We start from the raw sequence: 12,602 nt of genomic DNA on the forward strand, positions 1-12,602 counted from the left end.
AAAATAAAAAAGGCGAAATGTCTTAACATTTCGCCTTGGTTTATCATGAAAAAATATTAGAAAGTATAGGTTGCTTTCGCGTAGTAGAAGCCACCGTTAATACCGTATGGAGACGTTTCGTAGTATTGGCCGCCCCAGTTATTGTTAGGGATACCCGTACGGTCTTCAAAATCAAGTTTTTCAGCGTCTTGGTCAAAGATGTTTTGTGCACCTACCGAGAAGCTAATAGACTCATTTAAGAAGTACGTTATTTCAGCGTCAATGGTCACGGCTGCATCAGCTGTTTTTGCTGTTGCATCGTAATCTACGTGAACACCTTGGTATTCGCCGTAGTAATTAGCACGGGTAAACATTGAAAAAGATTCCCACTGCTGTGCCCAAGTAAGCGTTGCACGGTGGTTAGGTAAATCTTCTTCTAAACGCTTAACTTTAAATTCACCGGTAATGTCGCTGAACTTAGTTACCTCAGTTTCATTCCAGTTGTAAGCAAGGCTAAATGTAGAGCTTCCGCCTAGCATGTCAGCTGTGTAGTTTGCTACTAAGTCAATACCTTGCGTTGTTGTATCAAAGTCATTTGTGAAAAAGCTTACTTGTGCATAGCTTTGCGCATTTGGTACGCCTGCTGCTTCTAACGTGTCTTTATCATCTTGGCTAAGTACAATTTTTTCAGATTGGCTGATACGGTCATCAACTTCAATGTTGTAGTAATCAAGTGTTACAAATAAATCGCCAATAGTGTAAACCGCACCTAGTGTGTAGCTTTGCGATTCTTCTGGCTCAAGCTCTGTACCACCTAATTGCACTGCAATTGGGTTTGTTGGTGGTAAAAGTGCTGAATCTTGTAATACACCGTCACTTAAGTTTGTTTGTACGTTACTTACGTTCGCTTGGCCAACTGTTGGAGCACGGAAACCTGTGCTTACTGAGCCACGAATATTTAGATCTTCAGTTACGTGGTACTGCGCCATTACTTTGTAGTTTGTTGTTGTACCAAAGCTGTCGTAATCTTCAAAACGTACCGCAAGGCCCATTAAGAATTCTTCTGTAAATGGTGCTTCAATATCTACATAAGCTGCGTAGTTACGGCGTGTATATTCGCCTGCATCAGAAGGTTTGAAACCAGGGAAACCATTAGAGCCAATACCAAAACCTTGCTCAGTTAAAGGACCTGCAGTGAATGATGCTTCATCACCTGAAATTACAGTAAATGTTTCTTCGTGCCATTCTAAACCACCGGCAATATTTACATCGTACGCTAGGTCAAAATCAAAGCCTTTAGAAAGGTCAAAGTTAAAGTTTTTCTCTAGTTGCTCATATTTACCTGGGCTAAAATCACGTGGGCTGTCTGCACCTAATGACGCATTAACCGTGTCGTAAATAAAGTAGCGAGATTCGTTTAAACCCACCGTACCACTTAAATCGTAAAATGCATCTTTAAGGAAACCACCCGTAAACATACCCTTTGTACCAATAGTTAAAGAGGTATCGGTAATGTTGCCACCAAAGTTAGGTGTAAAACCGCCAGGAATGGTTTCGTTAAATGCAAAACAATCAGGATTATTAGCAACACCGCTAATGTAGTCTGGGTTATCTAGTACGTTGTCATCAATTGCGATAGTTGGACAGTTACCGCTCATGTCTTCTGTTAAATCGGCAACAAGCAGTGTTTCACCGCCATCGTTTGAGTATACACCTGGGCGAGTGTGCGGGTTACGGTAGTAAAAACCACCACGTACATCACGCTCAGAGTAGTTACCAAACATATAAAATTCTGAGTCGTTTGTTAGTTCTAAACCAAAGTTACCAAAAATTGAAATGTCGTCATCAACCTCTGGAGCACCCCAAACTTGCGCAAGCGAAGACACTTCTGGTACACCTGCAGCAGAAAGTGCGGCTGCATCAGGGCGTTGCTCTGAGCGACTTGTTGCATCTGCTGTTTTATATTGAAAACTTAAGTTAGCAAAACCGTTGTCTGTAAATGGTAAGCCTACGTTACCCGATATCTGTGTTGTATCACCGTCGCCTTCGTAGTATTGACCATGGCGTACTTCAAATTTACCGCCTTCAGAGGCATCTTTAAGTTGGAAGTTCATTACACCTGCGATTGCATCAGAACCATATTGTGCTGCTGCGCCATCACGTAGTACTTCTACTTGCTTAAGTGCAATGCTAGGAATAACTGAAATATCAGCGCCTTGTGCACCATCGTTAATACCACCACCTAAAAATGCAATAACAGAAGCACGGTGACGGCGTTTACCGTTTAAAAGGATTAATGTGCTGTCTGAAGGTAAGCCACGTAAGTTAGCTGGGCGTACTAGTGATGCGGCATCACTGATTGGGTTTTGGTGAACATTAAAAGAAGGAACAGAGCCTTTAAGTAGCTCTAGCATGTCTGTGTTACCAGACTTTTCTAGCTCTTCACCGCCAATAATATCAATAGGAACCGGTGAATCACCAATAGAGCGCGGCGCTGAGCGAGTACCCACTACGGCAATTTTTTCAACGTTTTTATTAACTTTAGTTTCACTTTCTTCTGCTGCAACAGCAGAACCTGAAATAAACAAACCTGCGGTGGTTGTTGTTGCTAATGCAAATTTAATTGCTTGATTTAGCGCATTGCTTTTAAGTTTCATTCTAATTTTCCCCAGTTAGAATATATTTTGTACGTAATGCAGTAATTAACATTACTTATTTATAATTTTGGACGTGTTCACATGGGGATAAAGAGTCAACCTACTCGACTTCTTAAAGCTAAAAGCCCACCTCATGTGAAGTCCTGTGTACAGCCTATACATAAAAAACTTTCAGGGCAATTAATAATTAACTCTTTAATAACAAAAAATTCAAAATAAAATATATTTGCAATAATGGTGCAGTATGTAACTAATTTGAACTAATAAAGTGCGATTTTAACGCTTTTTCGAAGATTTAATGCGCGAAGTGGGTGGGTAGATGTTATCAGCTTGTTTCTTTTTGTGAGGCGGGTGGTGTGTTTTGCGCTTGCCAGTCACGATATTTTTGTCTGTATTCGTCCCACACGCAAGGGCTACAGCTACCTCCGCCGCAGCATTCATCAGGCTGTGGTTTTTGGGGTTTGAGGAGTACTATTATTTGTTTGTTTTGCATAAAAATGAGCTTGTGAGCACTGTTATGGTGCAAAAGAGTAAAGTATAGGGCGTATTAAGTAAATTATTCTTGTGTAAAACCCTTTATGTGTGAAAATAAAGAGTATGCGATTATATAAAGTTATTCACCGTGCGCCTTGGCGGGTAGTTAAAATTAGTAAAAAGCGCCAACAGCTTCGCTTTCGTCGTGCAATGGTGGCGCTAAAAATTGCTCTTGCGCAAGAAAGGCAAGAAACCATAGAAATGCTCACCATTTATAGGCGTTACACGCAAGGGCAAACCAGCAAAGAAGAGTTAAAGCGTGCTAATGAGCAGTTTGTAGATATTTTAAAAGGGCTTGGCTTAGGTGTATTTGCCGTACTGCCGTTTGCCCCTATTACTATTCCATTGGTTGTAAAGCTAGGCAGAATGGTAGGTGTAGATGTATTGCCTAGCTCGTTTAACATTAATAAACCAGTTAAAGAGCTAGACGCCGAAATAGTTAAAGAGGATTTAAAACAACACACTAAAGAGCCAAATAAAGAATAAATCTGGCTAAAATTAGCTATACCTTTTAGCCAGTCTTATTGGTATGCTTTGAGCTACCATTTTTTATTATATGAGCTTTTCAATGAGTGCATTACTTCGTCATACTTCTTCTGGTATTCCTTTATCTTTTATTCTTAAAAACGAGTTAACTGACTGGCAATCACAACAACCGGCTTTTATCCAAACATGGTTAACAAATAGCGGCTTTGAAAAGCAAGGTTTAGCGCTTGTGCCTGACGCCCAAACCGGTGAGCTAAGCCACGTTTATTGTTTATTACAAAACCAAAATGATTTTTGGGCCGCAGGCGAGCTTGCCAATAAATTACCCCTGGGCACGTATCAAATTCAAGGTGATGATGCCTTTATAGAGCAAGTCGCGCTTGGTTTTGTGTTAGGCGGCTATGAATTTAGTGAATATAAAGAAAAACCAACGGCCAAAGCACAATTAGCCATTGCCAATGAAGCGCTGTATCAGCGTATTAAACAACAAGCCGATGCCATTTATTTAGCGCGTGATTTAGTAAACACACCTGCGGTAGATATGATGCCGCAGCATTTATCGCAAGTAATGGAAGATTTAGCCAATAATTACAACGGCGAATTTACCCAGTGGATTGGCGATGAGCTACTTGAGCAAAATTACCCAACAATACACATGGTCGGGCGCGCCAGCGAAAACAAACCTCGATTACTTGATTTAAAATGGGGCGATGAAAACGCACCACTTATTACCTTAGTCGGTAAAGGGGTATGTTTTGACTCTGGCGGGCTTGATTTAAAACCAAGCTCGGGCATGCGTAACATGAAAAAAGACATGGGCGGGGCAGCGCACGTTATTGCTTTAGCGCAGCTAATTATGGCGGCTAATTTACCAATTAGACTGCGTGTTTTAGTGCCTGCGGTTGAAAACGCGGTATCGCGAAATGCATTTCGCCCAGGTGATGTAATTAAAACGCGTAAAGGCATTATGGTAGAAATAGACAATACCGATGCAGAAGGGCGTTTAGTATTGTGCGATGCGCTTAGCGAGGCACAAAACGATAACCCTGAGCTAATTATTGACTTTGCGACCCTTACCGGTGCTTGTCGTGTTGCTTTAGGTACTGAGTTACCAGGCTTTTTCTCAACAGAGCGCGATGTAGCAAATGGTATTATTGATGCCGGTATGGATGTAAGCGACCCTGTATGGCAATTGCCTTTATTTGATCAGTACAAAAGCTTTTTAAAGAGCGATGTAGCCGATATGGCAAACTGTGCCAGCACACCATTTGGTGGTGCAATTACCGCGGCGCTTTATTTAAAAGAGTTTGTAGAGCCAACCACACCCTGGGTACATTTTGATGTAATGGCGTGGAATTTACGTGCTTTACCTGGGCGCCCAACCGGCGGCGAAGCGTTAGGTATTCGTGCGGTATTTAATTACTTGCAAAGCCGCTTTAAATAAACCTTGTTATACGAGGGTTATACCTCGTATAACTCAAGCGGTAAGTTATCTGGATCGGCAAAAAAGGTGAATTTTTTGCCGGTTATTTCATCCACTCTTATCTCTTCCACAGTTATATTTTGTGACTCTAAATACTGCTTTGCTTGGGCAACGTTTTTAACTTTAAATGCTAAATGCCTTAAGCCTTGCGCTTCTGGGTAGCTTGGTCTTGCAGGTGCTCCATCAAACGAAAATAACTCTATTTGGCTGCCATCAGGCATCGCTAAATCTAATTTATACGAATTACGCGCGGCCCTAAAATGCTCGTTAATAACTTTAAGTTTAAGTACGTTACTATAAAAGTGCTTAGAGCGGGCGTAGTCACTGCAAATAATAGCAGCATGATGAATGCCTAATAGTTCCATGTAGTTAGCTCCATGTAGTTAGCTCCATGAGTTTGTTCTTCTAAAAAACAAAAACGCACTAAAAAGTGCGTTTAATTTTTATTTGCTTTAAAAACGTTTAGCTAGGCTCAGCGTCTTTGCAGGCTTTAACTGCGGGGGCTACAAGCTCAAGGCCGGTTTGCTCACACGGTGGCAAAGTTGCATCACTTACTTTAATCGGCGTTACACGCTCGCCCCATTTTATATAGCTTGCTGCCCACGTTAAACCTGCGCCAAACGCTGCCGACATAATATTTGAATGCGGCTTAATTAAGCCTTGCTCTACGGCTTCACATAACGCAATAGCAATCGTAGCGGCTGAGGTATTACCGTAGTCAGCAATGTTTACCATTACTTTTTCATCAGGCACTTTTAAACGATGCTGAATTGCTTGAATAATACGTAAATTAGCTTGGTGTGGCACTAATACGTTTATGTCATCAAGGCTTAGGTTGGCTTGCGTTAATACATCATCACACGCTTCGCTCATACCTTTAACGGCACGTTTGAAAATTTCACGGCCTTCAAATAGTAAGTCCGATGGGCCAATTGGCTCATATTTATTTAAATCACTACCAAAGTTGGTGATATGCAAAATGTCTCTGTCTTCGCTGTCGCAACCGGTTTTAGTACCAAGTAGGCCTGCTGGTGTGTCTGCGGCTTCTAGTACTACTGCGCCTGCGCCATCACCAAATAATACAGCGCTGTCACGGCGTGCCCAGTTTACATACCAAGTCATGCGCTCAGCAGCAATAACCACGGCTTTTTTAATCATACCCGCCTGAATTTGAGCGGTAGCTGCCTGAAGAGCATATAAAAAACCAGAACACGCAGCATTGGTATCCATAGCTGCAGCGCCGGTCGCACCAATGTTTTTTTGTACTAAAGAGGCGGTATTGGCCACCACAGTAGAAGGGGTACAAGTCGCTAAAATAACTAAATCGATATCTTTTGCGTCAATCCCTGCACAATCGATGGCGTGCTTTGCGGCAACGGTTGCAAGTTCTGCGGTGCTAACATGGCTAACCCTACGAGATTTAATACCAGTACGTGTGGTGATCCACTCATCGTTGGTATCAACTATTTCGCTAATTTCATCGTTGCTAATGCTTGCTGGTGGAATGCATTTACCCCAACCAGTAATATGTGCGTAGGCCATAGTGTGTTCTCTTAAAAAGGTGGTCTGACGTGTATTGCTAATGGGTGAGTTATATCAAAAATTGCCCTTTAAGAGAAGTTATTAACCTGTTTTGTCTCGTAAATAATAGTAATTGTGGGCAATTTAACGTAAAGCTTGTTTAAAGAGTAAGCAAGTATTAAAACTATACGTAGCGATGTGTTAAACAGCATATAATTGAATAGTGCATGATTTTGCGGCTTTACTTAAACGTAAGTGGCTTGCGTTTATGGCACTGCGTTAAAGTGTTAGCTTGAGTGAATTAAAGTAAGCCGATATTATTAATTACTGCCCGTTTAACGTATAAACACACAAACACGTGGCAATTGTATACATAATAAGGAAGCCCATGAGCAATAAAATAAAAGTGTCGTTGTTTAATCACTTGATTGAGGCCGAACGACAGTTGCTCGACCCTGATGTTCGTCAATCAAGCCATGCATTAAATGCCTTACTTGATGATGAGTTTATTGAAATTGCAGCTAATGGCACCGTATTTGATAAGCAGCACGTACTCACACGTTTACCTACCGAGGTTGTTCCGCAGTTTTATAATCAGCACTTTAAAGGGCGAATGCTTAGCGATGATGTCGCGCAAATTAGTTACCAAGCGGCTTATAGGCGCTCAGCCCGAAGTGAGTTTAATTACTCCTTACGTATGTCGCTTTGGCGTAAAAGTAATGAACAATGGAAAATGGTGTTTCATCAAGGGACCCCGTGCGCGCTATTTACTATATCAATGGATGAAGATTAACTTTTTTAACGTATTAAATTTTATAGGTACATCACACCTTGTTTATGCAAACCGACCCGACCATTAGCCGCCTTTTAATGCTGCGAAGTGGTGCTATTGCTGTGCAGTTAATTGCTGTACTAAGCGTGTATTTTTTATTAGAACACCAAATAGCGTTACTCCCTTTATTAGTGGTAATAGCTATAGAGGCGATATTTCAATTAGTAAGCGTATTCGCCTATCGAAATGTTAGCCAAGCGCGCCCTATAGGGATGTTAATGCAGCTCACTGCGGATGTGCTGTTTTTAACTATTTTGCTCTCATTAAGTGGTGGCGCAACCAATGCGTTTGTATCGCTATTATTACTACCTATCATGATTGCAGCGGTCACCCTTCGTGAAAAAGGACTCGCTTATATCGCCGTACTGGCAATTGCCGCTTATAGCTTTTTACTCATTAGGATGCCCGATCACAGTATGCATCAAATGAATATGAGCGGGCATTTTATAGGCATGTGGGTTAACTTTGTTTTAAGTGCAAGCGTTATCGCTTTGGTTATTGGTGCTATGAGTAGAGCATTAAAGGAGCGAGAGCGCACAATAGCTAAAGCTCGCGAGCAGCAATTGCGCAACGAGCAACTGGTAACCCTAGATGGCGCAGCTGCGCAAATAACCCATCAACTAGCCAGTCCTATCGCTAACTTACAATTACTATTTGAAGAGCTTTTAGAAGATCAGCCAAATAACCCTGTCGTGGTGCAAATGCAAACACCGCTCAAGCAATGTGCTAGGCAATTAAATGACTTTAGAAAGCTCTCTGCTCAGCTTCGTAATAAAAATACCACCGAGCACATTACAGTAAACCAGCTACAAACGCAGATCACCGATACATTATTACTGCAATACCCTGATCAGCACATTAATTGGTTAAGTGAGCCAATAGCAGTCACCTTAAAAAGTGATGCAATGCTATTGCCTGCTATTCTCAATTTGCTACAAAATGCATGCATTGCTAATCAAAAAAATAACCAAACCCAGTTAGAGCTAAGCTGGCAGCAAGATAATCAACACAGTGAAAGTATATATTTGCTAATTCGTGATTTTGGTAGCGGTTTTAGCCAATCACAATTAGCAGAGCTTGGCGGGCAACTTATGCCTAGCAGCCAAGGTATGGGGCTTGCGGTTTTACTTTCTAATGTGACGTTTGAGCGACTAAACGGCTCGTTAACTTTGTATAATCACGCTGGTGGCGGGGCAGTGGCTAAAGTAAAATTAGCCATAGCAAATAATGAGCAACCACTTACATGAAATTACTGATAATTGAAGACGATATAAATCTTGCCAGTACACTTGCTCGGCGTTTAACAAAACAAGGCTTTAGTTGTGAAGTTGCGCATAATCAAAGTGATGCATTACTCAGTGCACATAAACACTTACCAGATTTTATTTTGCTCGATATGAAACTAGGTGACGATAACGGCCTTGGCTTAATTAAGCCACTTCGCAGCTTATTACCGCAGGCGTATATTGTATTATTAACAGGGTTTGCAAGCATAGCCACCGCAGTAGAGGCCATGCGTTTAGGCGCTAACGACTACCTTACTAAACCCGTTGATATGGCCACGCTATTAAAGGCCCTAAACGCAGATTTAAATACACAAAATGTTAGTGATGTTGCCACACCAGTTATGTCACCAGAGCGTTTAGAGTGGGAGTATATTCAGCAAGTGCTACATAGTAATAACGGTAATGTGTCGGCCACTGCGCGGCAACTCAATATGCATAGGCGCACATTGCAGCGTAAGTTACAAAAAAAGCCGGTTCAGCAGTAACCGCTTAAGGGGTATAAAATGAGTGATGATGCGGCTACATTAATGCGTAATCAAAAAATTATATTATTCGATGCACAGTGCAAATTATGTAGTGCGTGGTGTAATTTTATAATTAGTAATGATGCCACTGCCATTTTTAAACTGTGCAGCGTGCAATCCCCAAAAGGTGCACTGCTATTAACTCATTTTGGTTTTTCAACCACACAATACGCCTCAATGGTTTACCTACAAAACGGCAAAGCGTACACGCAAAGTCATGCTTTTTTTGAAGTAGTTAAGCAGCTAGGTTACCCCTATAAACTAGCCACTGTATTTAGTGTTTTACCCAGCACCTTTAATAATTGGCTATACGATAAAATTGCTTTAAACCGGTATACCTTATTTGGCAAATATCTGTATTGCAGAATACCCAACCCAGAGGACGCAAAACATTATTTATAATTGGCTAAGTTAACTTAGCTATAAGTAGATGCTAGGTTTAGGTGGCTGTGCTAAAATCGCCGCGTTTTAAATTATCAGGGCTTTGAAATGGCAAGTACAGCGCACGCACTCCACATATTGGTTAAACACAAAGAAATAGCAGAAGACATTATTAAGCAATTAGGTAAAGGTGCCAAGTTTCAAACCTTAGCTAAAAAATACTCGTCGTGCCCATCGGGTAAAAAAGGCGGTGACTTAGGTGAGTTTAGACGTGGGCAAATGGTTCCACAGTTTGACAAAATAGCCTTTAATGGCGCTATTTTAGAGCCACATTTAGTTAAAACTAAATTTGGCTGGCATGTAATTAAAGTGCTTTATCGTACTTAATAAGCTCGCTGACAAATAGTAAAAAGGCTGCACACTGCAGCCTGTTTAGTATTCAGTTTTTTTATTTAATAAACATCCAGATACCCGCAGCAATCATAAACAGGTTTTCGGTCAGAGAGACAAACCCCAGCGGTACATTACTATCTCCGCCAACACAGGCACATTTAAGCTCTCGTTTGTCTATGTAAACAGCCTTAATCACCGACACGGCACCAACACCCCCAATAAATAAAGAAATTGGTGCAACAATATAAGCTGAAAGCCCTGCAATCATGCCAATACTTACAAATGCTTCTAAAAATGGATACACATAAGCATATCTCACTACTTTCATCGCAAATAAATCATAGGTTATAAAAGAATTACTAAAGCTGTATAAGTCGCGTAATTTTTGAATAGCCAGTACGCCCATTGTTAACGCGACAAACAGCATAACTGTATGTATAGAAAAAAGTGCAAAGCCAGTCGAGTAGCTAAATGCAAAGGCAAGCAATAAGGTAACCGCAAAAATGGCCGTTACGGGCGTATAAGTAGTACCTTGTTGGCCAGGCTCCGATTTATTAAAGTAAGCGCGCAGGTCGTCATACCCGCCAATGCGTTCGTTATCGATAAATGTTTGTGGTGTGGTATCAACATTGTGCTTTTGTTGAAATGCATCGGTTTCTTCGCGCGAAGTCAGCGGCTTATCATCTACCTTATAGCCCTTTCGCTTAAGTAAATCTTTTGATTTGAGTCCAAACGGACATATATGTTCATCGGTTGCCATTCTATATAATGTTGCTGACTTAGCCATGCTTGCTCCTTATGCGTAATTAGTTACTTGTTAGCCCTTAAGTAATAGTGAGAGTGAATGGCGGTATGAAAGAAGTTAATAGCACCTTGTAATATTTACGTGGCATTTGAAATAAAATAGCGCGCAGCACACTCATTAAGAACACAAAATAGACAATGCACGTATAGTGCCAGCACTTTTATAAAAGTGCAGAGCGTAAGGTTTGAGTTGCAGAGGGTTTTTGTTAAAAGCTTATAGAAATATCGGCTGACGTAGACAGTTAAGTCACGCTGCACCTTTAAAACCATATAAGACTGCATTGCGCAGCCTTATATATGTTAAACAGCAGCTTACTTGCTAAGCGTCTTGCTTGGCTTCTTCTTCACTAATTTGCTTAAGTGCTTGAATAAATGACTCACTCGGCGCCCACCGGTAAGCGCATACTTATCATTTAGCATGAAAGTAGGCACTGAAGTAATACCCATTTGCTTAAAGTTATTTTGCTCTTCGCGAACCGCTTGTACGTATTTATCTGAGTGTAAAATATCACGAGCTGTGTCTTTTCTACCACATCCAGTAATGCAAATAATACTTACATTACTCTAATTTAAATCAGTTTCATGTACCCTTTTCAAATCAATTTGTTAATTTATTGATTTACTTTTGTGCGAAGGGTTAACATAATAAGTGTAATAACAACATTTAATATATTGATATAATAAAAAAGGATTTTAAATATGAAAAATTATCAGCTTTATCATTGGCTACATTGCTCTCAGTAAATAGTTATGCTGCAATGGACTGCAATACCGAAAGTGAGAGTGAAAAGTGTACAAAAACAAAAGCTTACATTTCTAATGGTGGAACTGTTAATGTTGATTTTTCTATTTGGTATAACAGTTATCGAGCAAATATCTACTATATTTTAGATAACCCTTATCCCAATTATATGAAAATGGGAGATCTTCAAGATATTTTAGAAAGTCAGAATGATAAATAAATATGGGATAACGAACAGACCGCAGATTTTATTTAATCGATTTTGCAGGTAAAGGTTTTGGTTAACTACATTTTGTCTAGCTATGACCTTAATCCAGATATGGCAGCGAAGCTTACCAAATCGTTAGGACAAGCAAATGCTTTGATTTCTACAATTAATAGCAATGCGCAGATTTCAAACCACTTAGTCAATGAGGTGTGGGGTTACGCTGGAAGTGAATTAGCTACAACTTTAGTTGGTTTGGCAATGACCGCAGGCGGAAGTATTGCTATTGTTGCTGGTGCCCCCGTCGCATTGACAACTGGAGTGGTCATGGTGTCTGCTATGGTCGTACTTCCTGAAATTGAGGCGTGGGGCGATAAAAACTTAGAGCGATTTAATTATAAAGATTTTCTGAATGTTATTAACTTAAAGTTTGGCTTACCAAGTATTTTTAAATTAGCTGACGATGCTATCGATGATCTTATTTGTTCAATGATCCCTCCACATAAACGTAGAAACGCCGGTTGTAGTATTCGCCCTATAATATTGGACTTAGATGGTGATGGTCTTTCCTATACAAATTTAGACAATTCACCATATTTTTGATGTAAATAATGATGGGATTCTTGATAAGTTAAGTTGGCCCACTAAAGGAAATGCTGTTCTTATTGCTGATTGGAATGGTTCTGGCATTATAGACAAACGCACTGAAATTATGTTTTCTCTATTTTCTCCGAAGAAATCTGCTACTGATTTAGAGGGCTTAATGACGTTTGAT

General features: G+C 40.5%; 14 protein-coding genes and 1 pseudogene. 9 read left to right on the forward strand and 6 right to left on the reverse strand.

Features of this window, described 5'->3' with window-relative positions:
• Window positions 1–56: 56 nt before the first annotated feature.
• Window positions 57–2,636 (reverse strand): TonB-dependent receptor, encoded by a 2,580-nt coding sequence (locus tag VOI46_RS17400; protein WP_004588780.1) that lies wholly within the window; start codon window positions 2,634–2,636, stop codon window positions 57–59.
• A 325-nt stretch (window positions 2,637–2,961) separates the two neighbouring features.
• Window positions 2,962–3,129 (reverse strand): oxidoreductase-like domain-containing protein, encoded by a 168-nt coding sequence (locus VOI46_RS17405; RefSeq protein ID WP_004588779.1) that lies wholly within the window; start codon window positions 3,127–3,129, stop codon window positions 2,962–2,964.
• Between the two features lie 104 nt (window positions 3,130–3,233).
• Here VOI46_RS17405 and VOI46_RS17410 point away from each other — a divergent pair, with 104 nt between their 5' ends.
• Window positions 3,234–3,656 carry a hypothetical protein gene (locus tag VOI46_RS17410; protein ID WP_004588778.1) on the forward strand — a complete coding sequence of 141 codons (423 nt, stop codon included), beginning with the start codon at window positions 3,234–3,236 and terminating at the stop codon, window positions 3,654–3,656.
• Between the two features lie 82 nt (window positions 3,657–3,738).
• Complete coding sequence (locus VOI46_RS17415) at window positions 3,739–5,100, forward strand: leucyl aminopeptidase family protein (RefSeq protein WP_004588777.1); 1,362 nt, start codon at window positions 3,739–3,741, stop codon at window positions 5,098–5,100.
• A gap of 17 nt (window positions 5,101–5,117) precedes the next feature.
• On the opposite strand, the gene VOI46_RS17420 is transcribed toward VOI46_RS17415, so the two are convergent.
• Both VOI46_RS17420 and VOI46_RS17425 read right to left on the reverse strand, forming a co-directional pair.
• The gene (locus tag VOI46_RS17420; protein ID WP_004588776.1) at window positions 5,118–5,504 is read right to left on the reverse strand and encodes a VOC family protein; all 387 of its coding nucleotides are present in this window, start codon (window positions 5,502–5,504) and stop codon (window positions 5,118–5,120) included.
• A gap of 97 nt (window positions 5,505–5,601) precedes the next feature.
• Window positions 5,602–6,681 carry a ketoacyl-ACP synthase III gene (locus VOI46_RS17425; RefSeq protein ID WP_004588775.1) on the reverse strand — a complete coding sequence of 360 codons (1,080 nt, stop codon included), beginning with the start codon at window positions 6,679–6,681 and terminating at the stop codon, window positions 5,602–5,604.
• A gap of 367 nt (window positions 6,682–7,048) precedes the next feature.
• Here VOI46_RS17425 and VOI46_RS17430 point away from each other — a divergent pair, with 367 nt between their 5' ends.
• The 5 genes from VOI46_RS17430 to VOI46_RS17450 all read left to right on the forward strand — a co-directional run bounded on the left by VOI46_RS17430 (window position 7,049) and on the right by VOI46_RS17450 (window position 10,070).
• Window positions 7,049–7,453 carry a nuclear transport factor 2 family protein gene (locus VOI46_RS17430; protein ID WP_004588774.1) on the forward strand — a complete coding sequence of 135 codons (405 nt, stop codon included), beginning with the start codon at window positions 7,049–7,051 and terminating at the stop codon, window positions 7,451–7,453.
• Window positions 7,454–7,497: 44 nt separating this feature from the next.
• Window positions 7,498–8,739, forward strand: coding sequence for an ATP-binding protein (locus VOI46_RS17435; RefSeq protein WP_282338006.1), 1,242 nt, complete (start codon window positions 7,498–7,500; stop codon window positions 8,737–8,739).
• Complete coding sequence (locus VOI46_RS17440) at window positions 8,736–9,263, forward strand: response regulator (protein WP_004588772.1); 528 nt, start codon at window positions 8,736–8,738, stop codon at window positions 9,261–9,263. Before VOI46_RS17435 ends, VOI46_RS17440 begins: the two co-directional genes overlap by 4 nt.
• Before the next feature lie 18 nt (window positions 9,264–9,281).
• Window positions 9,282–9,704: a DCC1-like thiol-disulfide oxidoreductase family protein gene (locus VOI46_RS17445; RefSeq protein ID WP_004588771.1), complete on the forward strand. Its 423-nt coding sequence runs from the start codon at window positions 9,282–9,284 to the stop codon at window positions 9,702–9,704.
• Window positions 9,705–9,791: 87 nt separating this feature from the next.
• The gene (locus VOI46_RS17450) at window positions 9,792–10,070 is read left to right on the forward strand and encodes a peptidylprolyl isomerase (protein ID WP_004588770.1); all 279 of its coding nucleotides are present in this window, start codon (window positions 9,792–9,794) and stop codon (window positions 10,068–10,070) included.
• Between the two features lie 61 nt (window positions 10,071–10,131).
• Here VOI46_RS17450 and VOI46_RS17455 read toward each other — a convergent pair whose 3' ends face one another.
• Both VOI46_RS17455 and VOI46_RS17460 read right to left on the reverse strand, forming a co-directional pair.
• Window positions 10,132–10,863, reverse strand: coding sequence for a MauE/DoxX family redox-associated membrane protein (locus VOI46_RS17455; RefSeq protein WP_138579141.1), 732 nt, complete (start codon window positions 10,861–10,863; stop codon window positions 10,132–10,134).
• A 336-nt stretch (window positions 10,864–11,199) separates the two neighbouring features.
• Window positions 11,200–11,405 (reverse strand): annotated as a pseudogene (locus VOI46_RS17460) (DsbA family protein); the annotation flags it as partial.
• A 197-nt stretch (window positions 11,406–11,602) separates the two neighbouring features.
• Between VOI46_RS17460 and VOI46_RS17465 the strand changes: the two are divergent.
• On the forward strand, window positions 11,603–11,842 hold the full coding sequence (locus VOI46_RS17465) for a hypothetical protein (RefSeq protein ID WP_039972390.1): 240 nt from the start codon (window positions 11,603–11,605) through the stop codon (window positions 11,840–11,842).
• A 57-nt stretch (window positions 11,843–11,899) separates the two neighbouring features.
• Window positions 11,900–12,430 carry a hypothetical protein gene (locus VOI46_RS17470; protein WP_004588768.1) on the forward strand — a complete coding sequence of 177 codons (531 nt, stop codon included), beginning with the start codon at window positions 11,900–11,902 and terminating at the stop codon, window positions 12,428–12,430.
• Window positions 12,431–12,602 lie beyond the last annotated feature (172 nt).

The organism is Pseudoalteromonas sp. CuT4-3, assembly GCF_035666335.1.
GTDB lineage: Bacteria > Pseudomonadota > Gammaproteobacteria > Enterobacterales > Alteromonadaceae > Pseudoalteromonas > Pseudoalteromonas atlantica.

Excerpts from the sequence above, each read along its gene's own strand:
- VOI46_RS17400 (WP_004588780.1), bottom strand. The coding sequence starts at position 2,636 with ATGAAACTTAAAAGCAATGCGCTAAATCAAGCAATTAAATTTGCATTA.
- VOI46_RS17405 (WP_004588779.1), bottom strand. The coding sequence starts at position 3,129 with ATGCAAAACAAACAAATAATAGTACTCCTCAAACCCCAAAAACCACAG.
- VOI46_RS17410 (WP_004588778.1), top strand. The coding sequence starts at position 3,234 with ATGCGATTATATAAAGTTATTCACCGTGCGCCTTGGCGGGTAGTTAAA.
- VOI46_RS17415 (WP_004588777.1), top strand. The coding sequence starts at position 3,739 with ATGAGTGCATTACTTCGTCATACTTCTTCTGGTATTCCTTTATCTTTT.
- VOI46_RS17420 (WP_004588776.1), bottom strand. The coding sequence starts at position 5,504 with ATGGAACTATTAGGCATTCATCATGCTGCTATTATTTGCAGTGACTAC.
- VOI46_RS17425 (WP_004588775.1), bottom strand. The coding sequence starts at position 6,681 with ATGGCCTACGCACATATTACTGGTTGGGGTAAATGCATTCCACCAGCA.
- VOI46_RS17430 (WP_004588774.1), top strand. The coding sequence starts at position 7,049 with ATGAGCAATAAAATAAAAGTGTCGTTGTTTAATCACTTGATTGAGGCC.
- VOI46_RS17435 (WP_282338006.1), top strand. The coding sequence starts at position 7,498 with ATGCAAACCGACCCGACCATTAGCCGCCTTTTAATGCTGCGAAGTGGT.
- VOI46_RS17440 (WP_004588772.1), top strand. The coding sequence starts at position 8,736 with ATGAAATTACTGATAATTGAAGACGATATAAATCTTGCCAGTACACTT.
- VOI46_RS17445 (WP_004588771.1), top strand. The coding sequence starts at position 9,282 with ATGAGTGATGATGCGGCTACATTAATGCGTAATCAAAAAATTATATTA.
- VOI46_RS17450 (WP_004588770.1), top strand. The coding sequence starts at position 9,792 with ATGGCAAGTACAGCGCACGCACTCCACATATTGGTTAAACACAAAGAA.
- VOI46_RS17455 (WP_138579141.1), bottom strand. The coding sequence starts at position 10,863 with ATGGCTAAGTCAGCAACATTATATAGAATGGCAACCGATGAACATATA.